This window comes from Haloferula sp. (assembly GCF_049672945.1).
Lineage (GTDB): Bacteria > Verrucomicrobiota > Verrucomicrobiia > Verrucomicrobiales > Akkermansiaceae > Haloferula.
On record NZ_JBATWY010000020.1, the window covers coordinates 39,298 to 62,537 of the forward strand.

Below are 23,240 nucleotides of genomic sequence, written 5' to 3' on the forward strand. Positions count from 1 at the left end.
GGACCTCAATCCTCGGCCTGGGTCTGGAATCCGGTCGTTTCCGGACTTCTTGCCCCAAGATCAAAGCTTTCGCTCGGTCGCTTGTCTCCGTTTTCGCAAACATCGCAGGCTTTTCAGCCGCCGACCGTGATCTGGAACGGCACCTTGGTTTCGCTCAGGTTCTTCCAGTAGCTGACTCGGACTTCGAGCTCGCTGTTCTCGGCCTTGCTGAATGAGAAGGTTTTTGAGTCGCCGCTCCAGCTGCCGCCCGATGAGTTGAGCTTTTTGCCGCCATCCATGATTTCCAATTCGATGATCGATGCGTAGTCGCCGACGACCTTGATCGAGGTGCTGTCTTTGCCGCCGAACATTCCGCCGCTGCTGATCGAGACTTTGAACGGACCCACATCGATCGGTTTGGCTCCTTTGATAAGCTTGCCCGTGGCTTCGTCCGTCTCGCCGCCCGTGAACATGACGACGCTGCCCTCCACTTTGGCACCTTCCAATCGGCCCATCAGTTCGCCGCGGAGTTCGACGGTGAACGATCCGACGTCTCCGTCTTCACTGACTTTTGGAAAAGAACCCTCCTCCCAGATCGACTTTCCGCGCTTGTTCTTCGAAAGTTCGTTGCCATCGCGATCAAGCATCCGGTCGATGACGACGGAATCCTCCTTGAAGGCGACGAGATTCGGACCCGAGACGAGGAATGCGAGTTCCGCTCCGAATTTGTGCCCCATGGGTTTGACCTCGAATGGCACCTTGTCGCTGAGGCTGGCTCCGACTTGATACTGCACCAGGCGGACGGAAATCGGGTCTTCGGCCAAGGCGGTCGTCAGAAGTCCGGGAACAATAAGGAATGCGGTGGGATTCATGTTGGGATCAAGGAATGAGTTTGGCCGCCGTCGCCGGGTCGATCGTGAAGGTCCCTCGGTCGAAGGCCTTGGCGGTGCCACCTTCCTCGACCTTGTATTCGTAGGCCATGATGGGCTTGGTCCCTGGAATTTCGGACATGAGATAGACACGGATCGCGAGCGCTTCCTTGCCGGTCGCTCCCTTCAAGGGTTTGACCCGGAAAACCACATCATTGAGTCCATCCTTTGCTCCGCCTGCAATGATCTCGGCTTCCTTGGTGTTGATAAAGGTGTGGCGGCTGACCTGGTTGACTTGCACTTCGACCTCACGGTCTGGACAGTAAACGTAGACTTTGGCGATGTATTTCGCCGGGTTGATGGCGATGGGAGTCGGGGGCACCACTCCGGTGGCCTGGAACTCCGGGGTTTCTCGTACATAGGTCAGGTCTCCTGCCGCGAGTTCCTTGCGAACGTCCGGGAGTGCACTGAGATTGACGAACTCGGAGCGATCATATTTCCAGCGCCCGCCTTCGTTAATGAAGGACACCAACATGATGTTGTCGGTCGGGTCGCCACCGATGCCAAAGTCCACTTTGCCGTAAAAGGCGGCCTTGGCTGTCGCTCCGCGCTGGGACACATGGATGGTCCTGAGTCCCTTCAGCGATGGAGGCGGCGCCGGAACCTGAAATACCGATGCTGGGAACGGCCGCTTTTCGGAGAGGATGCGATTGCGCACCTCCATCTGCCGGTGCCTGGCGGTAAGGGCCTGCCATTGTCGGGCATCGGAGCTGATCATCGCCTGCCGCCAGGATTGGTAGGTCTGAATCAGGTTTTTCGCGAGCGCGTTGGTGTCTTGAGCGTCCGCGAGTGCCGCGCTCATCAGAAGGCACATGGAAAGGATTCGTGCTGTCATGGTCAAAACGATTGGACAAGTGATGGCCGGACACAACACAATCCTTTCACCCCGCTGCGGTGGCGGACATCGCCCCCCTTCCCTTCAACGATGAGTATCCTTTCGAAAGTGCCCCCGATCGGCCAGAAGCGTCAGGCCGAGATGCTCAAATCCGCGACTTCCCTGACTTATCTCGAAACGCCCCAGGGTCCGGTTCAGGCTCACTTTTTCGTTCCATCGGATTTTGTTTCCGGGCAGCGGCGCCCGGTGGTGATCTTCCTTCACGGAGGTTTCTGGGATGGGTCGATGCCCACCCAGTTCGTCCCTCAATGCCTGCACTTCGCCAGCCGTGGTGCGATTGCGATCGCCGTTGAAACCCGTGTGGAATCCATTCACGGAACGGGACCGATGGAAGCCTTGGAAGATCTTCAAACGCTGCTGAGCTGGCTCACCGAACATTCCGAGAACTTCGGTTTGGATTTGGACAAAGTGGTGCTCGGAGGGGCTTCCGGTGGGGCTTTTCTGGCGCTGATCGAAGTGCTCCCCAAGGATTCGGGCAATTCCACCCCCATTTCACCCGCCGCCTTGCTGCTTTTCAGCTCGGTGCTGGACACCATGAAGCCCGACCTTGCGCGCCGTTTTCCAGAGAAAAAGACCGCCAAGAGGCTCTCTCCGCTGAGGCTGATCCGCAAGGGTCTGCCGCCGATGATTCTTTTCCATGGCAAGCAGGACCGGGTGACGCCCTACGCGGATGCCGAAAAATTTGCCCGAGTCGTCAAGAGAAAGCGCAACAAGGTGGAACTGATCGATTTCGACAAGGCGGAGCATTCGTTCTTCAATTTCAACGTCTCCGAGCTCTATTACGAGTTGACCGTCAAGGCGGCCGACCGATTTCTTGTCGACCACGGCATTCTTCCACAAGATGAGTTGGCGGAATTGTGATCCGTGATCTAGCTTGCACTAGGCGCAGTTCCTGCTTGGCAGTCGCCGTGAGCTAAAGTTTAGTCCCGCCCCCGTGGTGGGTCACCGCCGGAATCCGATTCGGGCGGCACCTCGGGCAACCCGATTTCCGCTTTCCCTGATGAATCCATTTTACCACTCGAGCACCCCGGTCGTCCCCGGATCCCTTCACAACCTTCTTCAAGAGCACGACAACTGTGGCATGGGTGCCATCGCCCAGATCCACGGAAAACGCAGCTACCAGATTCTCGATTACGCCCTTTGCTCGGTCTGCAACATGACCCATCGCGGGGCCGTCGATGCCGACGAGAAGACGGGTGATGGCTCGGGCATTCTCTCACAGATCCCCTACCCGATTTTCCGCAAGGCGGTTGCCGCACTCGGCGGAAGCTTGGAGAACGATGCAGATCTCGCGGTCGGTGTGTTTTTCCTACCGCTCGATGATCGAGGAGCTCAAGAGCAGATCAGGTCCTTGGCGGAAGGCGTCATCGCCAAGCGTGGCATCGAGAAGATCGGCTGGCGCGAAGCCCCGGTGGATCCCGATGCTCTCGGAAATCTTGCGCGTGCCACCCAGCCACGGATCGAACATTTACTGATGAAGAGGCCTGCAGGTTGGGAGGGCGATCATTTCGAGCGCCAGCTTTTCCTCTGCCGTCGTCAGATCGAGTTGCAGACTCGTGAGGTCAAGGACTTCTACATGCCTTCCTTCTCCAGTCGCCTGATCTCCTACAAAGGTCTGGCCATGCCGGCCGCCCTGCGCGGATTCTACAAGGACCTTCAGGATTCGGATTTCGAAACCGCGATCTCCCTTTATCACCAGCGCTTCTCGACCAATACCTTCCCTGCATGGCCTCTCGGTCAGCCCTTCCGGATGATGTGCCACAACGGCGAGATCAACACCGTCGAAGGCAACCGCAACTGGATTGCCAGCCGCGAAGACTACTTCGAATCCGAGGTGTGGGGCAGTGACGTCGAGCTGCTCAAGGATCTGGTCAGTGACAAGGAATCGGACTCCGCCTCGCTCGATCACGCGCTTGAAGTGTTGGTCCTCTCGGGACGTTCGCTGGAGCATGCGATGTGCATGCTGGTGCCTCCGGCTTATCGAAATGATGAGGATATCTCCGACGATCTGCGTGCCTTCTATCAATACATCCGTTCGTTCTCGGAACCGTGGGATGGCCCGGCAGGTCTGGTCTACACGGATGGGGTGAAGTTGTGTGCTTCGCTCGACCGGAATGGCCTTCGACCATCTCGCTACAAGTTGACGGAAGACGGCCTGCTTTACATCGGTTCGGAAATCGGTGCGGTCGTGATCGACGACTCCTCGGTCATCCGGAAGGGCCGACTCGGCCCCGGTCAAATGCTCTCGGTGGATACGTCCACCGGTGAAGTTCGCAACGACCGGGAAATCAAGGAAGCGCTCGCCAAACAGAAGCCCTACGCGCGCTGGATCGATGAGAACCGTCTCGAGCTCAGGCGTTTTGTTTCTCCGGAAGCGCACGCGCCTGCCGAAGACTTCGGTGCCTTGGAACTCTCACGGCAGCAGGTGGCGCACGGGATTTCGATCGAGGAACTCGACATGGTTTTCCCACCGATGATCAAGGCGGCGCAGGAAGCGGTCTTCTCGATGGGTGACGATATTCCTCTTGCCGTCCTTTCGAGTTACCCACGATTGCTCTTCACCTACTTCAAACAGCGCTTCGCTCAGGTCACCAACCCTCCGATCGACCCGATTCGTGAGTGGGCGGTGATGACGACGGCGGCAGGTCTCGGTGTCGAACACAACTGGCTCGACGAAACACCCGAGCATTGCCGCATCGTGAATCTCGAAACGGCGATCCTGTTCGAGCACCAGCTTGAACGCATCAAGCACCTCGACGAGGAGGGCTTCCCGGCCGTCGTCTTGGACACCACTTGGCCTGCGGTCGATGGACCAGGCGGCATGAAGAAGCGTCTCGATGAGCTATGCAAGGTCGCGACCGAAGCCGTCGATGCCGGAGCAAACATTCTGATTCTTTCGGATCGTACCACCTCGGCGAATCAGATACCAATCCCATCAATGCTGGTGACCGGCACGATTCATCATCACCTGATTCGGGCTCGCAAGCGCTTGCGCTGCTCTCTGGTCGTTGACTCGGGCGAGGCCCGGGATACGCATCAGGTGGCCTGTCTCTTTGGAGTCGGAGCGACAGCGGTCTGCCCCTACATTGGATACGCCACGGTCAGGCAGCTCATCGCAGCTGATGCTGGCAAAGGAAAGCTGGGTGAGGGCATGCTCGTCGAAAAAGCGATGTCGAACTACCGCAAGGCTCTCGAAAAAGGCTTGCTCAAGATCATGTCCAAAATGGGCATCTCCGTCCTCAATTCCTACCAGGGTGCTCAGATCTTTGAAGCCATCGGCATTGGCAAGGAAGTCATCGATTTCTCCTTCACCGGCGTGCAGTCGAAGATTGGCGGGGTCGGCTTCGACGATATTGCGGCCGAATCGATCATCCGTCACCGGGCGGCCTTCGAAGTCGAGGTGCCGGAGGGCGAAACGCTGAATCTTGGAGATCCGGGCTACAACCGTTTCCGCAAGGCCGGCGAACGCCACGCCTTGACGACCGAGGTCATCAAGAATTTCCACACCTATGTGAAGAGTGGTAAGCCCGAGGACTACGATGGTTACGTCAAGGCGACCCTTGAGAATCATCCGATGACCATCAAGGACCTCTTTGAATTCGTGCCGGCTTCGACGGGTCCGGTGCCTCTTGACGAAGTCGAGCCGGTTGAAGAGATCCGCCGACGCTTCACCTCGGCAGCGATGTCACTTGGAGCACTTTCTCCGGAAGCCCATGAGACACTGGCGATCGCCATGAATCGAATCGGCGCCAAGTCGGACTCCGGCGAAGGTGGCGAGGATCCGAAACGCTTCACTCCCTACCCGAATGGCGACATGGCACGTTCGTGGATCAAACAGGTCGCGTCCGGGCGCTTCGGTGTCTCCGCTTACTATCTGGTCAACGCCGACGAACTCGAAATCAAGATGGCCCAGGGCGCCAAGCCGGGAGAAGGTGGCCAGCTGCCGGGACACAAGGTCAACGCCTTGATCGCCAGACTCAGAAACACTCAGCCGGGCGTCCAACTGATCTCCCCTCCTCCGCACCACGACATCTACAGCATCGAGGACCTTGCCCAATTGATTCACGATCTCAAGGAGGTGAATCCACGCGCTCGAGTTACGGTAAAGCTAGTAGCTGAAACCGGAGTCGGGACGGTTGCATCAGGCGTTGCCAAGGCGAGCGCCGATACGATCCTGATCTCGGGTCACGACGGTGGCACGGCCGCGTCTCCCCTTTCCTCCACCAAACACGCCGGCTCGCCATGGGAACTCGGTCTTTCCGAGGCCCAGCAGACCCTGTTGATCAACAATCTCCGCAATCGCGTCACGCTGCGCACCGACGGCGGTCTTCGGACCGGCAAGGACATCGTGACCGCAGCCATCCTCGGCGCGGAGGAATACAACTTCGGCACGATCGCGATGATTGCCATGGGTTGCGTCTACGTCCGCAAGTGCCACTTGAACAACTGCCCCGTGGGAGTCGCCACCACCGACCCCAAGTGGCGCGCGAAATTCAAGGGCACTCCTGAAATGGTCATCAACTTCCTCAACGGAGTGGCCCAGGAAGCCCGGGAAATCATGGCGGGACTCGGAGTCCGCACGCTCGACGAATTGATCGGTCATCCGACTTTCCTCAAGCAGCGCCATGTGCCGGACCATCCGAAGGCCAACACGGTCGACCTCGCTCCAGTGCTCAAGGATGTCATCCCTGCGCTGGCAGAGATTCAGGGGAAGGAAGTGGCCGATTACTCACGCATCCGCACTCAGGATCGCAACGATGGCATTGCCAAGAGAGCCCTCGATATCCAGATCCTTGCCGATCTGAAAAAGGCCTTGGGCGTGGAGCCCGATGCCAAACCAATCGAGATCGAATACGGCGAAGGCGCCTACGATTTCAAAGCACTCGAAGCGATTGGATTGCTGCCGGATCGAGCTGGCGTGGAACTGAGTTACGACATTGTCAATACTGACCGCAATATTGGCACGCGTCTTTCAGGGCGGATTGCCGAGGTGCATGGCAATAACGGTTTCAATGGTCACACGGCGGTAACGCTCAACCTCAGCGGATCCGCAGGTCAGTCGCTCGGTTGCTTCCTTGTCTCCGGAGTGAAGATCGACCTCGTCGGTGAAGCCAACGACTACGTCGGCAAGGGCATGGCAGCGGGTGAAATCATCGTCCGCCCCCCTGCCTGCTCCAAATTCGAAGCGGCGAAAAACGCGATCGCCGGGAATACCTGCCTCTACGGAGCGACCGGCGGCAAGTTGTTCCTCAATGGCCGTGCTGGTGAGCGCTTCTGCGTGCGCAACTCGGGAGCCACCGCCGTCGTCGAAGGCGTGGGAGATCACGGTTGTGAATACATGACCAATGGCTCGGTCGCCATCCTCGGTCGAACCGGAAAGAACTTCGGAGCGGGAATGTCCGGCGGAACGGCTTACGTCTACGATGTCGACGGCCGATTCTATTCGCGGGTCAATCCAGAGATGGTCGTCGTGCTTCCGGTCAAACGCCAGCAGGATACCGATGAACTCAAAACCCTCCTCGAAGAACACGTTGCCAAAACCGGTAGCCCCCACGCCAAGGAGCTTCTTGAAGACTGGAGCACCAGCCTGAATAAGTTCGTGCGCGTAATCGCAAGGGAACGTGCCGCACTCGAGGCCGCCGAAGAGGAGCACGAAGCCGCATCCAATCCGGCACGGACGCGTTGAGGCTTTGGGAATCCTTCCTCAGACGGAGTCGGGCAAGTGAACCGTGTCGCCTCAAGTGTCGACTCGACACTTGCCATCGCCCGCCCGCCTCACTATCTCGCGTCAACCATGGCCAGCAATCCTGTCATCAATCTCCGCCGCGGGCATGCCGTCCGCCACAATGGCGACGTCTGCGTCGTTATCTCCCACGAGCTCAAAACGCCTCCACGGATGGCGTCCTACGTGCAGATGTCCGTTCGCAGCGTGGCCACCAAAAAGGTCTCCAATTTGCGCATGACCTCGAACGACTCCATGGAATCCGTCATGCTTGAGCGGGTTCCTCACGAGTATTCCTACAAGGATTCCGCCGGGAATCACTTCCTGAACAGCGAAACTTACGATGATGTGGTCGTGCCTGCGGAAATTTTCGATGGGGTGAAAGACTATTTGATCGAAGGCCAAGCCTATACCCTGCTTTTCGCCGACGGCGTGGTGGCGGATATCGAGCTGCCACCCTCGATGGAAATGACGGTCACCGATGCTCCCGAAGGCGTCAAAGGGGATTCGGCCAACAATTCCAACAAGACCGTCACCATGGAGACCGGCCTGGTCGTTCAGGCCCCTCTTTTCATCAACCCTGGCGAAAAGCTACTGATCAAAACGGACGACGGTTCCTACATGGGACGCGCCTGAAGACGCGGACTCCGCATTTCTGACCATATAGCCTCCTTTCCGCCCGACTTTGTGAAATTTTTCACAAAGTGCGCTTGCCGCCTGTCTAGGGCCTTTTCATAGTCCGCCGCGACGCGGAGGGAATCTGCGCCAAACTTTGCCACATGAGCGAAAACGCCTCTACTGCAGAAGAACGACTCCCTAAGGATCTCGCCGCCGAAAAGGGCCTCGTCAACGTGCAGATTGACGGAGTCTGGAGACAGGTCCCCAAGGGAACCCGAATGATCGAGGCCTGCCGCATGTTCGCGGTGGAAGTCCCTCATTACTGCTACCACCCCAAGCTGTCCTCACCGGGGAACTGCCGGATGTGCCTCGTCCAGATGGGCATGCCGCCGCGTCCAGCACCAGGTCAGGACCCGACCTTGGACGACGAAGGCTATCAGCCCATCGGCTGGATGCCGCGCCCGGTGATCGCCTGCGCGAACACCGTCGGCGAAAACATGGGCATCCGCACTTCCGGAGAGCTCGTCGAAAAGTGTCGCGAAGGCGTGATGGAGTTTCTCCTGATCAATCACCCGCTCGATTGTCCGATCTGCGACCAAGCCGGTGAGTGCCGCTTGCAGGAGCAATCCGTCGGTTACGGTCGCGGCACCTCGCGCTTCGTCGACATGAAGGTCAAGAAGCCGAAGAACGTCGATATTGGCAAAAACATCCGCCTCGACGACGAGCGCTGCATCATGTGCAGCCGCTGCATCCGCTTCATGGATGAAGTCGCCGGCGATCCGGTGCTTGGTTTCACCCAACGCGGCACCCATACGACTCTAACCGTCCATCCCGGACGTCGTCTCGATCACAACTACGCGCTCAATACCGCCGACATCTGCCCGGTCGGTGCGCTGACATCAAACGACTTCCGTTTCGACATGCGCGTTTGGTTCCTCAAGGAGACCAAAACCATCGACGTGAACTGCGGCACCGGCGCCAATATCGTCGTCTGGACGCGCAACAACACGATTTATCGAATCACGCCGCGCCAGAATGACGACGTGAACTCCTGTTGGATGCCGGACTCGCACCGTCTCAATTTTCACTACATCGATTCGGACGAACGACTTGCCGAGCCATTGATCAAGAAAGATGGCAAGCACCTTCCCGTCTCTTGGAAGGAAGCCATTCAGACCACAATTGAAGGTCTCAAAAAGTTTGACGCGAGTGAAGTGGCCATCATCGCATCGGCTCGGATGACCAACGAGGAACTCTTCCTCGTCAAGGCACTCGCCGGAGATCTGGGAACCGATCATCTGACCATCGTGCCTCGCAGTGCCGAAGGTGACGGCATGCTCGTTTCCTCGGACCGCAACCCGAACACCACCGGAACCAAACTGGTCTGGCGGCGCGAAGATCCGGCTTTTCGACTCACTGAAATCCGCGAAGGAGTCCGATCCGGTGCCATCAAGGGACTTCTGGTTCTTGGAGAGGATCTGACGGCCGATGCTGGCTTCTCCGCTGAAGACATCGCCAAAGTCGAATTCATGGCATCCATCCAGCTTCTCGCTGGTGTGACTGCCGATGCGAGCGACGTCGTTCTTCCCGGAGCGGCCTTTTCTGAAAAGCGCGGATCCATGGTGAATGTCACCGGGCGCATTCAGCGACTCAACCGCGCCACGGAACCGATCGGTCAAGCTCGTGACGATTGGGAAATTCTCCGTGACCTGATCTGCAAGCTGATCAACAAGCCGGCGACGGACGCAGACTACCCGCACATGATCGAAGACATCTTCAAGGACATGGCGGCCAAGACCTCTTCCCTTGAGGGCCTTACCCTTTCCAAAATTGGCGACCTTGGCCAGATCGTGACCGAAACCGGCGTGACCATTCCTCTCCTTGAAAACGAGCGCGCCCGCAAGGCAGCTGGTGAAATTGTTGGCTGATCCTTAAACCTCATGGAACTTCTCACACAGATTCTGATCATCCTGATCAAGGTCGTCAGCCTCACCTTCCTGGTCGTGCTCCCCTTGGTTCCGATCTCGGTGTATTTTGAGCGTCGATTCTCCGCGATTATTCAAGACCGCGTCGGCCCGAACCGGGTCGGCATTCCCCTCACCCTTTTCGGGGGAAAGAAGGATTGGTCATTCTTCGGTCTCGTCCAACCGATGGCAGATGGACTGAAGCTCTTCCTCAAGGAAGACTTCACCCCGACCCATGTCCGAAAGTCATTTTACTGGCTGGCTCCGGCGCTGACCGTAATTCCTGCTCTGGTAACCGTTTGCGTCGTTCCATTCGGTTCCTCAATCTCGATTGGCGAGCGAGAGATCCCTCTGGTCATCGCCGATCTGGATGTCGGACCTTTGTTCATCTTCGCGATCTCCTCTCTAACGGTTTACGGCATCACCCTCGCTGGATGGTCTTCCAACTCGAAGTTTCCCTTCATCGGTGGCGTGCGTTCGACCGCGCAGATGATCTCCTACGAAATCTGTCTCGGGCTCTCCATCATCCCCGTCCTTCTCTACTTCGGCGACCTCAACCTATCGAACATCGTCGAGTACCAAGCCGAGCACGGGTGGTTGCTGCTTCCATTCTGGGGTCACGACGCCGATCACACGCTCGCGAGCAAACTCATCTTCTGGATTCCCGCCTTCATCGCCTTCCTGATCTTCACGATCTCGATCTTCGCGGAAACCAATCGCATGCCCTTCGATCTTCCGGAGTGCGAGACCGAGTTGGTCGGGGGCTACCACACTGAATACTCCTCGATGAAGTTCGCGATGTTCTTCATGGGTGAATATGCCGCGATGGTGATTGGCTCGGCCTTGATCGTCACCATGTTCCTTGGTGGGTGGTCGCTCGGCTTCGGCGCCGACGAGTGGATCAAGGACCTCTCGATCGCCGGAGTCGGTATCGGTGGCCTCGTTCACCTCGCCATCTTCATGACGAAGCTGGTCGCCTTCATCCTCTTCTTCATTCTGGTCCGCTGGACGGTGCCTCGCTTCCGTTACGATCAGTTGATGCGTCTTGGTTGGGTGATCTTCTTCGAAGCGGCCCTGATCAACATTTTCCTCGCAGCCCTCATCATCGCGGCTCCTGAACTCAAGATCGTGTCGACCATCATCGGAGCGGTTCTTCTTGTGGTGGTGTCCGCTGCGCTAATCTGGGTGCTGAAGGTGTCCGATAAAAAGAGCGCTCCGAATTCCGGTCTTCTCGGACAAAACTGAACCTACCCTATTTTCATGGCAGTCATCAAAGTCAAACGCCCCGAGCTGAATGCTGGCGAGGAATTCTACCTCGGCGCCATCGTCAAAGGCTTCTTCATCACCATGAAGCACGCCTTCGACTCCCTGCGTGGGAAGACTCGTGGCGGAAAAGCCATGGCATCATCCGGCCTGGGTGCCACGATGCAGTTCCCGGAGCAGAGGTGGGATGAGCACATGCCGGAATACTACCGCGGTGCGCCGGCACTCGTCACCGATGAGCAGGACCGCGAACGCTGCGTTTCCTGTCAACTCTGCGAGTTCATCTGCCCGCCAAAGGCCATCGCGATCATTCCTGGCGAGATCCCTGCCGACGACCCGTGGGCGAAAGTCGAGAAGCGGCCCAAGGAGTTCGATATTGACATGACCCGCTGCATCTATTGCGGCATGTGCGAGGAAGTCTGCCCCGAACAAGCCATCTACCTTCGCAAGGACTACCTCATTTCCGGCCTCAATCGTGCCGAGATGGTTCACGACAAAAAGAGACTCTACGAGATCGGCGGAAAACGCATCGGTCTGGTCAACAAGTGGAACGAGCTGAAGTAACCATCCATTTCTCTTCCCATGCCCCTGCCCCTATTCTGGTTATTTGCGCTGCTGATGCTGTTCGGCGGCCTCGCCGTCATCACCCTTCGGAATCCGGTCGCGGCCGCGCTCTCGATGGTGGCGTCGTTTGTCGGTCTCGCCGGTCTCTTCATCGGCTTGAATGCCTACTTCGTCGGGATCATGCAGATCCTCGTCTACGCGGGAGCGATCATGGTGCTGTTCGTCTTCATCATCATGCTGCTGGATCTCAAAACCGAAAAGCTCCACACACCGAAGGTGGTGCCGATCGTCGGTGGACTCGGCATTGTGATTGCCTTCACCATCCAGCTGCTGGGGATTCTCGGCGCGACCCCCGACAAACCTTCGACCCCACTCGATCTCAAACAGGCTGCCGCGAACTATGCGATCCAGCACCCGGAAGCCAGTGATCGCATCCCGAGCCGCCTTGAGAAAGGTCAGCTTCCCGACGTCAACCTCGTCGGCGATGTGATTTTCAAGGAATACAATCTCCCGCTTCAGATTGTCGGTGTCCTGCTTCTCGTGGCCACCATCGGTGTGGTCGTCTTATCCAAGCGACAAGCCGTCTGAGCCCTCACCCTCGATACCGTGGCCAGCCTCCATTCCTACCTTCTCGTCTCAGGTCTCCTGTTCGCCATCGGACTAACAGGAGTCGTTCTGCGCCGTAACATCATCGTAATCTTCATGTGTCTCGAACTGATGCTCAGCGCCGCGAATCTTACCATTGTCGCTTTTTCCCGCTTTAACGGCACCAATGGTCTGCCCGACTACAACGGTCAGATGCTCGTGTTCTTCGTGATTACGGTGGCGGCTGCCGAAGTCGCTGTCGGTCTCGCCATCATCGTCGCCCTCTATCGCGCCCGTCAGACCATCGATACCGATGATCTGACCAGTATGAAGGGCTGACCCCATTCACGAACCTTCTCAATCGACTCTCACCCATGTCCCTCGCCTGGCTCTTACTTCTCATACCGCTGCTCGCAGCTGCGGCGAACCAGCTTTACCTGAAGCGGAACGCCTTCATCGCGTCGATGGTTTCCACCGCCTCGGTGGGCGTGACTTTCCTGATTTCCCTCATTCTTCTCGGCAGCGAAGACAGCACCGCAGGTTTCCATTGGATCTCGGTCGGATCCTTCCATGTCGATATCTCATTCAAACTCGACCAACTGTCGAAGGGCATGATGATCGTGGTGACTGGCGTCGGCATGCTGGTGCACATTTTCTCGCTGGCCTACATGGCCGACGATTCGGCGAAAGCCCGCTACTTCACCGGCCTCTCGCTCTTCATGTTCTCGATGACTGGCATCGTCCTCGCCGGAAACTTCATCATGACCTTCATCTTCTGGGAGTTGGTCGGCCTCAGTTCCTATCTGCTGATCGGCCACTGGTATCAGAAAGACTCGGCCGCAGATGCTGCCAAAAAGGCCTTCCTCGTCAACCGCATCGGTGACTTTGGTTTCATGGTGGGAATCCTGCTCCTCTTTGGACTCACCGGCACCTTCGTCTTCGATGACATGAGTGCGGGCCTTGCCACCTTCGCGGCAGCCAATCCTGAAATTGTTGGAACCCTTCTCGGCACTGCGGTGCTTTGCGTCTTCTGCGGCGCAGTCGGAAAATCGGCTCAGATGCCGCTGCATGTCTGGTTGCCAGATGCGATGGAGGGCCCGACACCGGTTTCAGCCCTGATCCACGCCGCGACGATGGTTGCTGCGGGTGTCTACATGCTTTTCCGCGTTCAACTTTCCCTTGGCGAAGAGGCCTTTGCAGGATTCGCTGGTGAGACGATTGCATGGGTCGGCGGTTTCACGGCCTTGGGCGCTGCCTTGATGGCGACGCAGCAAGACGACATCAAACGCATCCTCGCCTACTCCACGCTTTCACAGCTTGGTTACATGGTGATGGCAGTCGGCCTTCTTGCAGGCGAGGCTGGCATGTTCCACCTTTTCACTCACGCCTGGTTCAAGGCGCTGCTGTTCCTCGGCTCCGGAGCCGTCATCTACGCCTGCCACCACGAGCAGAACATCTGGAAGATGGGCGGCCTGTTAAAGAAGATGCCCATTACCGGCTTCACCTTCGCCATTGGCACCGCCGCTTTGATCGCCGTGCCATTTGTGACTTCCGGCTTTTACTCGAAAGAGGAGATCCTCGCCGCGGCTTACGGAAAAAACACGATCCTCTTCGTCATGGCCGTTGGAGTCGCCTTCCTAACCACCTTCTACATGACTCGAGCCTTCGTCGTGGCCTTCCTCGGCAAACACCGCTCCGACAATGCGGAGCACGCCAAGGAAGTCGGACCGCTCATGTTTGTTCCTCTACTGGTGCTTGCCGGGCTCGCCATCGGATCCGCTTGGTTAACCGGCCCCTTGAGCGCCATCCGGCCGGATCATGGAGGCCAACATGTCGAAGGCCATTATCTGGTGATGGGCCTTTCCATCGCCTCGCTGATCGCAGGCCTCATTCTTGGATTCATCCTCTACAAGGGCAGAGCCAGGGACCCCATCTCCATCCCGCTTTTCCGCAACCGCTTCTATCTCGACACCATTTATGAAAAGGGCGTGGTCAAGTATTTCCAGGATGGCTTTGCGGCGATCGTCAACTTCTTCGATGAATTCCTGATCAACGGCCTGCTGGTCGGTGGGACAAGCCGACTCGTCGAATCCTTCGGTGGCATCTTCCGCCGACTTCAAAGTGGAAACCTTCAGGGTTATGCCTTCATCTTCGGCCTCGGAGTGATCCTGGTCGTCTACGTCACCGCCTTCTGGAAGTAATCCTTCAATAGAATCTTTCGATGCTTCTTCTGCTCATACTCATTCCGATCATCGCCGCCTGCGCGATTTTCACCGGTAGTAAAGCCAAGCCGACGGCTCAGATTGCCGGTGCGCTCAATCTTGCTCTCGGTCTTGCCGCGACGGCCTCATCGGGTGCCGGCTTCTGGAACTTCTCCGTGCAGGTTCTCGCTCGTCCGGAAGTCAATCTCTCGCTCAGCCTCGTCGATGGCATGAGCACGATCATGCTGCTGCTGTCGGTGATCGTCACCTTTGCCGCCCTCTTTTCGGGAGCATCCCCTGTTGGCAAGGAGCGACTCTACTACGGCTCCTCCTTGCTGATCTCAGCCGGTGCGATCGGTGCGTTCCTCTCGACCGATCTGTTCTTCTTTTACGCCTTCCACGAATTGGCCCTGATCCCGACCTTCCTGATGATCGGGATGCTGGGCCGGGGCGACCGCAAGGCGGCCGCCTGGAAAATCACGATCTACCTCGGCTTCGGCTCGCTGGTTCTTCTTGCCGGTCTCGCCTGGTTGGCCGCTGCGGTTGGGACCCTCGACATGACGGCGATGTCGGCAAGCAGCATCGACCCGGAAAGCCAGAAAGGCATCGCAGCCCTCTTGATTGTCGGTTTCGGGGTTCTGGTTTCCCTCTTCCCCTTCCATTCCTGGGCGGCACCGGCTTATGCCAGTGCGCCCGCACCGACGACGATGCTCCACGCCGGTGTGTTGAAGAAATTCGGTCTTTACGGTTTGCTTCGTCTGGCCGTGCCCCTGCTTCCTGAAGGAATGGCGGCGTGGTTGACACCGCTCTGTGTGCTGCTGCTTGGCAACGTTCTCTGGGTTGGTTTCGTGACGATCAACCAGAAGCGTCTCGATGGCATGCTCGGAAACTCCTCGGTGATGCACATGGGCTACATCTTTCTTGCGATTGCCGCACTGGTGGCTTCGCCGGAAAATGAACTCGCGAAGCCTGCGGCCGTTCTGCTCATGTTCGCTCATGGTATCTCCATCGCGATGCTCTTTGGTCTGGCGGATCGGATTGAAAGAAATACCGGCACCCTGGATCTCCATGAACTCGGCGGTCTGGCCAAGGCCGCACCCAAACTTGCCTTCCTGTTTGGAATCGTCGGCATGGCGAGCATTGGTCTTCCCGGATTGGCCAATTTTGCCGGTGAAGTGATGGTCTTTATCTCATCGTTCGAAAATTACGATCCTGTCGCAGGTCTCGGCCCGGTTCAGATCACTTGCATCCTCTCCATCTGGGGCGTGGTGATCAGCGCCGTCTACATGCTGCGAGCCTATCGGAACATCTTCCAGGGTCCTCCTGTAACTTCGACCAAATCTGCGGCTGACCTCACGTTGATGGACCGAGTCCCCGCCGTTTTTCTTGCCGTCGTATTGCTCATCGTCGGCATCTTCCCCAACCTCCTTCTCAATTTCTTCAAGTAACTGCTTTGGCATCGATACTTGATTATTGAAAATTTCCTTAACCATGCCCGCCTACTACCTCGAAGCCTTCACGGTGATCCTCGGTATCGTTCTATTGATGTTCGAGGCCTTCGGTCCGAGCCACTCGAAGAAGGCCATCGGACTCTCTGCCGCTGCAGGTTTGGCAGCCATCCTCGTGCTGCTGTTTTTCGTCAAAGGGCCGACTGAAGAAACCGCTTCCGCTCCGATCTGGGAGAACTTCTACGCATTCGACAGTCTCGCGCGCTTCTACAAGGGCTTCGCGTTGGTCTGCACGGCGTTGGTGATTCTGATGTCGATCGACTACCGATCGATCCTTTCTCGTTACACCGACCACCCCGGATCCGAAGCCGGAACTGGCGAATTCTATGCGCTTCCGGTCTTCGCCTGTGCCGGAATGATGTGGATGGCCTCTGCCAAGGACCTTGCTGGTGCCTTTGTGGCTCTGGAACTGGTTACGATCAGCTTTTACATCCTTGTAGCCTACATGCGCCGCAACGTGGGATCGCTTGAAGCCGGTGTGAAGTATCTGATTCTCGGTGCCCTCAGTACGGGTTTTCTAGTCTACGGCATCGCCTGGATCTATGGCGCAACCGGGACCATGAACCTCGCAGCGATTGCTGCAAAGGTCCAAACAATCGAGAACACGACGCCGCTTCTCTTCGGTATCGGTCTGGTGCTCGTCGCGCTCGGCTTCAAGATCGGAGCCGTGCCAATGCAGGTTTGGATACCTGACGTCTATCAAGGTGCGCCCACTCCGACGACCGCCTTTCTATCCGTTGGCTCGAAGGCCGCCGGCTTCATCCTGCTGATTCGCTTCCTCGATCCACTCATGAAACCGGAGTCGCCGGTGGCGGGACCGATTGTCATGATCCTTCTACTCATGGCGACAGCGACCGTGCTTTTCGGAAACTTTGCCGCCATTGCCCAAACGAACTTCAAGCGCCTGCTTGCCTACTCTTCAATCGCCCACGCTGGCTTTCTCATCCTCGCTCTCGCCGCCTGGACGGAGGGAGACCCTAGTGAATTAGGTTCCGTAAATGCCGTTTCCTTCTATCTGGCAACCTACCTGTTGATGACTCTTGCCGCCTTCTTCGTCCTGGCCCAAGTCAGGATTCTGGAAGACTCCGAGATGATCGACGCGTTCGACGGTCTCGGGAAGCGAAGCCCCATGCTCGCCGTTGCGATGACCATCATCATGGCTGCCCTCGCCGGCATCCCGCTGACCGTGGGTTTTTGGGGCAAGTTCTTCGTCTTTCTCCTCGCCGCCAATGCCGGCCTTTGGTGGGGCGTGATTCTTGCAGCTATCGGTGCCTCCGCGGGCTTCTACTACTATTTCAAAGTAATTCGTTCGATGTGGTGGAACGAGCCGGCCGACAAAGCGAAGTCGGTGGAACTTCCAAAGATTTCACGAGTCTGTGTCGCGGCGCTGACCACGGCAGTGATTGTTCTCGGTGTTTGGCCTCAGCCGATCCTCTGGTTGCTCGGCTGATGTGGCGGCCCTGTGCGGAACCCCTACTTGGCAGCGGTCTGCAAGGCACGCAGTCGATCAATCGCACCGCCTTCATCAATGACATTGCGGGCGAGTTCAATACCGTCCCCAATGTCGTCAGCGAGGCCGCAGCAAGCGATGGCCGCACCTGCATTAAGGAGAACCATGTCGCGCTTGGGTCCGGTTTCATTGCCGGAAAGAATCCTTTCAAGGATCGCGGCATTCACTTTGGCATCGCCTCCCGCAAGGTCTTCAACCTCGGCGTGCTTCATGCCGAAGTCACGTGGTCGGATTTCTTCATCCTGAATGTCCTGCATACTGCCCGATTTACAGATACGTGTTGAGCCCAGAAGACTGACCTCATCGACTGAGCGCCCATCCCCTGTGGTTCCGTGGACGGCCCAAGCGCTTTCACGACCGAGGCGCTGAAGGATCTCGGCGAACACCGGGCAAAGCTCGCGGGAGAATACTCCAACAAGCTGGCATTGGGGTCTGGCGGGATTGAGCAAGGGACCAATCAAATTGAAGATCGTCCTGACGCCCTTTGTCGCGAGTTGCTTCCTGACACCCACCACCGACTTGAAAGCCGGGTGATAGGCAGGCGCAAAGAGAAACCCGACACCGGCCTCCTTGATGCAGCGGCGAAAGCCCTCGGCCGGCAGATCAATTCGGATCCCCAGAGCCTCAAGCACGTCGGCACCACCACTCTTCGAAGTGATTCCACGATTGCCATGCTTCAAAACATTCGCTCCTGCCGCCGCCACCACAAACATCGCCGTCGTTGAGACGTTGAACAGATTCAACTTGTCGCCACCGGTCCCGCAGACATCGATCGTCGGCCCCTCAAGATCGAGAAGTTCAATCTCCGGATCCACGGCGTGATCAAGGAAAGCTTCAACAAAGCCCGCGATTTCCGCTGCCGTTTCGCCCTTGGTTGAAAGCCCTTCGAGTAGCCGGGCCTTCTTGTCGTCGCTGATGTCGTCGTTCAAAAGTAGCCCGGCGGCAACCTTGATCTGCGAGTGTCCAAGCTCGTTGCCATCCTCGAGATGCTGAATCAGCGCGTCCATGGCTCGATTATTGGCAGCGAATCAAGCCACAGGCAAACCTCGATGTCTCAAAGAGTCCGAACGTCACCCGAAGTAGCTCGGCTCATTGCCTGCAATCCATTTGATGTTACAGCCACTGCTCGGTCTCGGATTTAGAATGGGGTCCCCCCCTGCGAGCATTTTGGAAACGGCTTCCCTCATATCCGCTCCATCTGGTTTCTCTCCGCTTCTTGGCCGGGTTTCATCGAACTGTCCTGCGTAGAAGAGCCGCCGATCACCGTCAAAGAGAAAGAAGTCGGGAGTGCATGCCGCGCCATAGGACTTGGCGACCTCCTGAGTGGCATCGTAGAGATACGGAAAATCCCACTGACTCTCTTTGGCGAACACGGCCATCAACTCCGGTCGATCCTGAGGGTAATTCTCGATGTCGTTCGAGGAAATCGCAACAGTCCCAATGCCCTGCTTGTCGAACTCCCGAGCAAGTTCTCCCAGAACTTCGGCAAGATGGATGACGTAGGGACAATGATTGCAGGCGAAGACGACCAGCAGACCAGCGGGCCCCGCCAGTTGTTCCAGGCGATGGACCGTGCCGTCGGGTGCCGGAAGAGCAAATTCGGGAGCCGAATCTCCGGGCTGGAGCGAGAAGGTGGATAAGGTTTCAGACATGCTACTGTCTTTCCTCGGCGATCCCGTCCCGTCAAGTGGTGAATGGGTTGCCTTCGACAGGCGCAACGCTAGGATGAACGCGTCGATGGACCTCCCGCAACTCAATCAGGACGAACGACTCCGCTATGCCCGCCATTTGTCGATTCCAGGAGTTGGCGAGGAGGGGCAAAGGAAACTGAAGGCCGCGTCGGTCCTGTTGATCGGCACCGGAGGGCTCGGGTCGCCGGCAGCCCTCTATCTTGCCGCGGCTGGCGTCGGACGGATCGGTCTGGTCGACGACGACAAGGTCGATCGCTCCAACCTCCAGCGACAGATCCTGCACGGAGAGCCGTGGATCGGTGAGCCCAAGCTCGCTAGTGCGCAACACCGGCTCAGGGAAGTCAATCCCCTGATCCGTATCGAGGCTCACTCCTCGAGATTCACGCCACGGAACGCGGAAGCCATCGCATCGGAATACGATCTGATTCTCGACGGCTCCGACAACTTCCCAACCCGCTTTCTGACCAACGACATCTGCTTTTTCCAAAAGAAGCCGTGCGTCTACGGCTCGATCTTCCGCTTTGAAGGTCAGTCGACGGTATTCTGGCCGGATCGGGGCGGGCCCTGCTACCGCTGCATGCTCCCGTCCCTGCCACCGCCCGGCGCGGCTCCGAGCTGTGAAGAAGCCGGAGTGCTTGGAGTCCTGCCGGGTATCATTGGCAGTCTTCAAGCCATGGAGGCCATCAAGATTCTGTTAGGCATTGGTGAGCCACCGCTTGGAGAGTTGTTGTGCTACGATGCGCTACGTACTTCGTTCAGGACGCTCAGACTTGCCAAGGACCCATCCTGCAGGCTCTGCGGACCTGAAGCATCCATTTATTCTCACGACAATTCTGAAACCCGCTCAACACCCGATTGTAACATGACCGATATTCCTAGTATTTCCGTTGATGAGCTTGCCGAAAGGCTCAAGCACAACCCCGCCACCCTCTTGATTGATGTCAGGCAGCCCGACGAGCATGCGGAGGCCGCCATTCCGGGAAGCCGACTGATTCCCCTGGGTGAGATTGCGGATCGGATCAATGAAATCCCACGAGAGGGTGAAGTGCTCGTCCACTGCAAGCTCGGCGGCAGGTCGGCGAAGGCCGTGACCTTCCTGCAAGCTCAAGGAATTCAGGGAGCCACCAATGTTGAAGGCGGGATCGAAGCCTGGCTTCAGCGGGGTTCCTGAGCCTCGGGAGAAGCTCCGACCTCATCCAAGAGACGACCAACAAGCACCAGAAGTTCCTTGGCCGGAATCGCGTACGTTTCGCAGCGACTGAAACGGGCGATGTTCATCCCCACGCACTCGCCATTCAAATTGAAGACCGGACCGCCCATGAAGTGCCGGTTACCGATGATGTCATGCTGCATGACCCGAGGAAAACCAGTGCGGCGCTCGGAGTATTCGCCGCTCATCATGTCGTTTCGCGATGCCTGTTCTCCAAAAAGCTCGGCTCTTCCGGACAGGGCGACCTTTACTGAAATCTCCTCGCCCTTCCGGAGCACGCCAATCGTTACCCGATCTCCGACTCTTCGTTCCCGTAGTTCTTCAGCAACCTCAGCGCGGGTCCCGACCCGCTTGCCCTCGATCGAGACGATCTTGTCATCGGGCTGGAGCCCTGCTTCCTCGGCACCACTTCCTTCGGTGACTTCACTGACGATCAACTCGTTCTCATTATCATCCTTGAGCGAAACTCCAAGCACCGTGCCTCCCTTGGCGAAGACTTCCCTCTCGTTCGCAGACACCACACCAATCTGGACGCGACGACTACTGCGGGTGGTTGCTCCGTTTGCGACCAACCAAGTTCCCTGCGAATGCTCATCCAAGGGGGAGAGTTGTACCGGGATCAAGTTACTCGCCTCAACCTTGAGGAGGGCGACGTCCCAAACGGGATCCTCCGCCACGATCCTGGGTGAGTTGAAGACTTCACGATCGACGGTGATCGAAAGATCCTCGATCGCGCCCAATTCGCTGGCCTTGGTGAGAATGTAGCCATCGGCTGAGACGACGGTCCCGAAGATCACTTCTTCCCGCCCACGCCGAATGACCGCACTGCTCGTCTGGAGGAACTCGCGGACCGATTCGAATGCCTCGTGAACCGCCGGTCCCGAAGTCCGGTAGTTGAACTCCAGACTCTGTGCGCCAATGACCGACGGACCAGAAGCGAGGATAAGAAGCGGTATCAGTAGTCTAGTCATCACGGTTTCCAAGTCGGAGCGTCAAGGTTTCGATTTTCCCGTTACGAAGCATTTCAAAGACCACTCGATCGTCCGGAGCCTTTTCTTTCATCAGCTCCTTGAACTCCTCCCGGCTTTCAAGAACGTGATCATCCATCTTCAGCAGCACGTCGCCGACCTTGATTCCCGCTTCCTCGGCGGGCGACTCACGGCCTACCTTTTTGACCTTGAGCCCGTCCTCGGAGTGAGAGTCGGCTAGAAGCCCGAGGAAAGCCTTGCCCTTCTCCGGCTTCGTCGCGAATGGGCCCTTGCCGATGAACTCGCCCTCGGACATGGCATCCCAGTTCCCGAGAAACTCGGACATCGGCACATGCATGTTTTCCGGAAGGCGATTTCCCACGCGTGAATGAATGCCGACCAACTGGCCTTCCAGATCAAACAGCGGACCACCCGAATCGCCACCAATCAGATTGCAGTCCGATTGAATGGTGGTGTCGGACATGCGGACGAGGCGACCGATCCGCACAACGCTACCCCGCTCCTTGTCGAAGCCGCCCGAATGCCCCAGTGAAAACACCCAGTCTCCCAAGCGAGTGCTATCCTTTCGATCAATCGGAACGAAAGGATAAGTCCCCTCATCGATGATCCTTGCCATGGCGGCGTCTGTTTCGGAATTGAGACCGAGCGACTCGGCTTGCACCTTCTTTCCGTCCTCAAAGATCACGGTAAACTCTTTCCCGACTCCTGCCGTGACGTGAGCAGCCGTTAGAATCAGGCCTTCCTTGGAAATCACCACGCCACTGCCGGAACCCTCGCCGAGGTCGATGCATACCGTTGCTCGTCGCGCCGCGGGTAGAACCCGAGTAAGGTGCTTTTGAATCACCTCAAGATCGTGACGATTCTCCGGAGCCTTTTTGTCATTGATGTAGGACCGCTCGGCATAAACGGAGGGAGCCAGGGCGTGGATGGCGAGTAGGACGATGAGGCGAAGGCGAATCATGAACTGTTGGTTAGTTTAGCGCTCCATTCCTGAGTCTGCAACCCCCCGGTCCCGATCGAGGCGCTGAAAAACCGCCAACCATTCCCGACCTTCCCTGCCGGGAAAGCTCAGTTCGGGAATTTTGTCCCAGCGCAGAACAAATTCGGGCTCCAATAATTGGATGATTTCCGCCTTCTCGGAGCGGTAGGGCGGCGGGCTGGGGGTTTCACCGGGTGGCCACGGTTCCAGATAAAAGACACCGGTGAGATAGCCGCCCGGCCGGATCAAACGACCGCATGCCCTCGCATACCGCACCCGCTCGTCCGGCTCGATTGCGCAAAAACAGGTGTGCTCCCAGATCGCATCAAACGGATCAGACTCCCAATCGAAGAAGCTCCCCGCGATGAAACTGGCCCCCTGGATTGATTCGATCTGCTGGGCCCGAGCTACGGCGGTCGCTGAGATGTCGAGTCCGGTCGCAATTGCTCCAGATCTGGCAAGCTCCCTCACATCATGCCCGGAACCACAGCCGGGAACGAGCACCCGCTGGCCGATGATTTGTTCGGCATGTGGGGTGGATAACAATTCCACCAGCGGAGGTGCCGGCGCCCCCTTATCCCAAGGAGTATCCTGACTTCGCCATCGTCCATCCCAATCAGTCATCACATCAGT

The 23,240-nt window shown here is 57.6% G+C and carries 19 protein-coding genes; 12 read left to right on the forward strand and 7 right to left on the reverse strand.

Annotation, left to right across the window (positions count from 1 at the left end; all coding sequences use genetic code 11):
• Positions 1 to 113: 113 nt before the first annotated feature.
• A complete protein-coding gene (locus tag WBG04_RS01650; RefSeq protein ID WP_424312603.1) occupies positions 114 to 851 on the reverse strand; it encodes a hypothetical protein in 738 nt (245 codons plus the stop codon).
• A 7-nt stretch (positions 852 to 858) separates the two neighbouring features.
• A complete protein-coding gene (locus WBG04_RS01655) occupies positions 859 to 1,743 on the reverse strand; it encodes a hypothetical protein (protein WP_424312604.1) in 885 nt (294 codons plus the stop codon).
• Positions 1,744 to 1,833: 90 nt separating this feature from the next.
• Between WBG04_RS01655 and WBG04_RS01660 the strand changes: the two genes are divergently transcribed.
• The 11 genes from WBG04_RS01660 (at position 1,834) to WBG04_RS01710 (ending at position 17,678) form a co-directional block, all read left to right on the forward strand.
• Complete coding sequence (locus tag WBG04_RS01660; protein ID WP_424312605.1) at positions 1,834 to 2,664, forward strand: alpha/beta hydrolase; 831 nt, start codon at positions 1,834 to 1,836, stop codon at positions 2,662 to 2,664.
• Between the two features lie 139 nt (positions 2,665 to 2,803).
• Positions 2,804 to 7,489 carry a glutamate synthase large subunit gene (gene gltB / locus WBG04_RS01665; protein WP_424312606.1) on the forward strand — a complete coding sequence of 1,562 codons (4,686 nt, stop codon included), beginning with the start codon at positions 2,804 to 2,806 and terminating at the stop codon, positions 7,487 to 7,489.
• A 36-nt stretch (positions 7,490 to 7,525) separates the two neighbouring features.
• Positions 7,526 to 8,161, forward strand: coding sequence for an elongation factor P (locus WBG04_RS01670; protein WP_424312607.1), 636 nt, complete (start codon positions 7,526 to 7,528; stop codon positions 8,159 to 8,161).
• A gap of 143 nt (positions 8,162 to 8,304) precedes the next feature.
• On the forward strand, positions 8,305 to 10,071 hold the full coding sequence (locus WBG04_RS01675) for a molybdopterin-dependent oxidoreductase (protein ID WP_424312608.1): 1,767 nt from the start codon (positions 8,305 to 8,307) through the stop codon (positions 10,069 to 10,071).
• 12 nt (positions 10,072 to 10,083) lie between these two features.
• Positions 10,084 to 11,352, forward strand: a complete 1,269-nt coding sequence (locus WBG04_RS01680) for a complex I subunit 1/NuoH family protein (RefSeq protein ID WP_424312609.1) — start codon at positions 10,084 to 10,086, stop codon at positions 11,350 to 11,352.
• A gap of 15 nt (positions 11,353 to 11,367) precedes the next feature.
• Positions 11,368 to 11,934, forward strand: a complete 567-nt coding sequence (locus WBG04_RS01685) for a 4Fe-4S binding protein (RefSeq protein ID WP_424312610.1) — start codon at positions 11,368 to 11,370, stop codon at positions 11,932 to 11,934.
• A gap of 18 nt (positions 11,935 to 11,952) precedes the next feature.
• Positions 11,953 to 12,522, forward strand: coding sequence for an NADH-quinone oxidoreductase subunit J (locus tag WBG04_RS01690; RefSeq protein WP_424312611.1), 570 nt, complete (start codon positions 11,953 to 11,955; stop codon positions 12,520 to 12,522).
• Positions 12,523 to 12,540: 18 nt separating this feature from the next.
• A complete protein-coding gene (nuoK, locus tag WBG04_RS01695) occupies positions 12,541 to 12,858 on the forward strand; it encodes an NADH-quinone oxidoreductase subunit NuoK (protein WP_424312612.1) in 318 nt (105 codons plus the stop codon).
• 35 nt (positions 12,859 to 12,893) lie between these two features.
• Complete coding sequence (nuoL, locus tag WBG04_RS01700) at positions 12,894 to 14,720, forward strand: NADH-quinone oxidoreductase subunit L (RefSeq protein ID WP_424312613.1); 1,827 nt, start codon at positions 12,894 to 12,896, stop codon at positions 14,718 to 14,720.
• 20 nt (positions 14,721 to 14,740) lie between these two features.
• Positions 14,741 to 16,168: a complex I subunit 4 family protein gene (locus WBG04_RS01705; RefSeq protein WP_424312614.1), complete on the forward strand. Its 1,428-nt coding sequence runs from the start codon at positions 14,741 to 14,743 to the stop codon at positions 16,166 to 16,168.
• A 43-nt stretch (positions 16,169 to 16,211) separates the two neighbouring features.
• Complete coding sequence (locus WBG04_RS01710; RefSeq protein WP_424312615.1) at positions 16,212 to 17,678, forward strand: NADH-quinone oxidoreductase subunit N; 1,467 nt, start codon at positions 16,212 to 16,214, stop codon at positions 17,676 to 17,678.
• A 23-nt stretch (positions 17,679 to 17,701) separates the two neighbouring features.
• Here the strand turns inward: WBG04_RS01710 and trpD are convergent, their stop codons facing one another.
• Entirely contained in the window at positions 17,702 to 18,745 is a 1,044-nt protein-coding gene (gene trpD / locus WBG04_RS01715; RefSeq protein ID WP_424312616.1) for an anthranilate phosphoribosyltransferase, read from the reverse strand.
• Between the two features lie 63 nt (positions 18,746 to 18,808).
• Positions 18,809 to 19,390, reverse strand: a complete 582-nt coding sequence (locus tag WBG04_RS01720) for a thioredoxin family protein (protein WP_424312617.1) — start codon at positions 19,388 to 19,390, stop codon at positions 18,809 to 18,811.
• Here WBG04_RS01720 and moeB point away from each other — a divergent pair.
• Entirely contained in the window at positions 19,389 to 20,600 is a 1,212-nt protein-coding gene (moeB, locus tag WBG04_RS01725; RefSeq protein ID WP_424312618.1) for a molybdopterin-synthase adenylyltransferase MoeB, read from the forward strand. The genes WBG04_RS01720 and moeB overlap by 2 nt on opposite strands.
• Here moeB and WBG04_RS01730 read toward each other — a convergent pair.
• From WBG04_RS01730 to WBG04_RS01740, 3 genes are read right to left on the reverse strand one after another with little or no spacing between them, the layout of a single operon-like run.
• Positions 20,585 to 21,610, reverse strand: coding sequence for a S1C family serine protease (locus WBG04_RS01730; protein ID WP_424312619.1), 1,026 nt, complete (start codon positions 21,608 to 21,610; stop codon positions 20,585 to 20,587). The genes moeB and WBG04_RS01730 overlap by 16 nt on opposite strands.
• Positions 21,603 to 22,589 (reverse strand): S1C family serine protease, encoded by a 987-nt coding sequence (locus tag WBG04_RS01735; protein ID WP_424312620.1) that lies wholly within the window; start codon positions 22,587 to 22,589, stop codon positions 21,603 to 21,605. Before WBG04_RS01735 ends, WBG04_RS01730 begins: the two co-directional genes overlap by 8 nt.
• Positions 22,590 to 22,604: 15 nt before the next feature.
• Entirely contained in the window at positions 22,605 to 23,231 is a 627-nt protein-coding gene (locus WBG04_RS01740) for a methyltransferase domain-containing protein (RefSeq protein ID WP_424312621.1), read from the reverse strand.
• Positions 23,232 to 23,240: the final 9 nt, after the last annotated feature.

Excerpts from the sequence above, each read along its gene's own strand:
- WBG04_RS01735 (WP_424312620.1), bottom strand. The coding sequence starts at position 22,589 with ATGATTCGCCTTCGCCTCATCGTCCTACTCGCCATCCACGCCCTGGCT.
- gltB (WP_424312606.1), top strand. The coding sequence starts at position 2,804 with ATGAATCCATTTTACCACTCGAGCACCCCGGTCGTCCCCGGATCCCTT.
- WBG04_RS01685 (WP_424312610.1), top strand. The coding sequence starts at position 11,368 with ATGGCAGTCATCAAAGTCAAACGCCCCGAGCTGAATGCTGGCGAGGAA.
- WBG04_RS01690 (WP_424312611.1), top strand. The coding sequence starts at position 11,953 with ATGCCCCTGCCCCTATTCTGGTTATTTGCGCTGCTGATGCTGTTCGGC.
- WBG04_RS01680 (WP_424312609.1), top strand. The coding sequence starts at position 10,084 with ATGGAACTTCTCACACAGATTCTGATCATCCTGATCAAGGTCGTCAGC.
- WBG04_RS01730 (WP_424312619.1), bottom strand. The coding sequence starts at position 21,610 with ATGACTAGACTACTGATACCGCTTCTTATCCTCGCTTCTGGTCCGTCG.
- WBG04_RS01740 (WP_424312621.1), bottom strand. The coding sequence starts at position 23,231 with ATGACTGATTGGGATGGACGATGGCGAAGTCAGGATACTCCTTGGGAT.
- WBG04_RS01650 (WP_424312603.1), bottom strand. The coding sequence starts at position 851 with ATGAATCCCACCGCATTCCTTATTGTTCCCGGACTTCTGACGACCGCC.
- WBG04_RS01675 (WP_424312608.1), top strand. The coding sequence starts at position 8,305 with ATGAGCGAAAACGCCTCTACTGCAGAAGAACGACTCCCTAAGGATCTC.
- trpD (WP_424312616.1), bottom strand. The coding sequence starts at position 18,745 with ATGGACGCGCTGATTCAGCATCTCGAGGATGGCAACGAGCTTGGACAC.
- WBG04_RS01705 (WP_424312614.1), top strand. The coding sequence starts at position 14,741 with ATGCTTCTTCTGCTCATACTCATTCCGATCATCGCCGCCTGCGCGATT.
- WBG04_RS01655 (WP_424312604.1), bottom strand. The coding sequence starts at position 1,743 with ATGACAGCACGAATCCTTTCCATGTGCCTTCTGATGAGCGCGGCACTC.
- moeB (WP_424312618.1), top strand. The coding sequence starts at position 19,389 with ATGCTACTGTCTTTCCTCGGCGATCCCGTCCCGTCAAGTGGTGAATGG.
- WBG04_RS01660 (WP_424312605.1), top strand. The coding sequence starts at position 1,834 with ATGAGTATCCTTTCGAAAGTGCCCCCGATCGGCCAGAAGCGTCAGGCC.
- WBG04_RS01720 (WP_424312617.1), bottom strand. The coding sequence starts at position 19,390 with ATGTCTGAAACCTTATCCACCTTCTCGCTCCAGCCCGGAGATTCGGCT.
- WBG04_RS01710 (WP_424312615.1), top strand. The coding sequence starts at position 16,212 with ATGCCCGCCTACTACCTCGAAGCCTTCACGGTGATCCTCGGTATCGTT.
- nuoL (WP_424312613.1), top strand. The coding sequence starts at position 12,894 with ATGTCCCTCGCCTGGCTCTTACTTCTCATACCGCTGCTCGCAGCTGCG.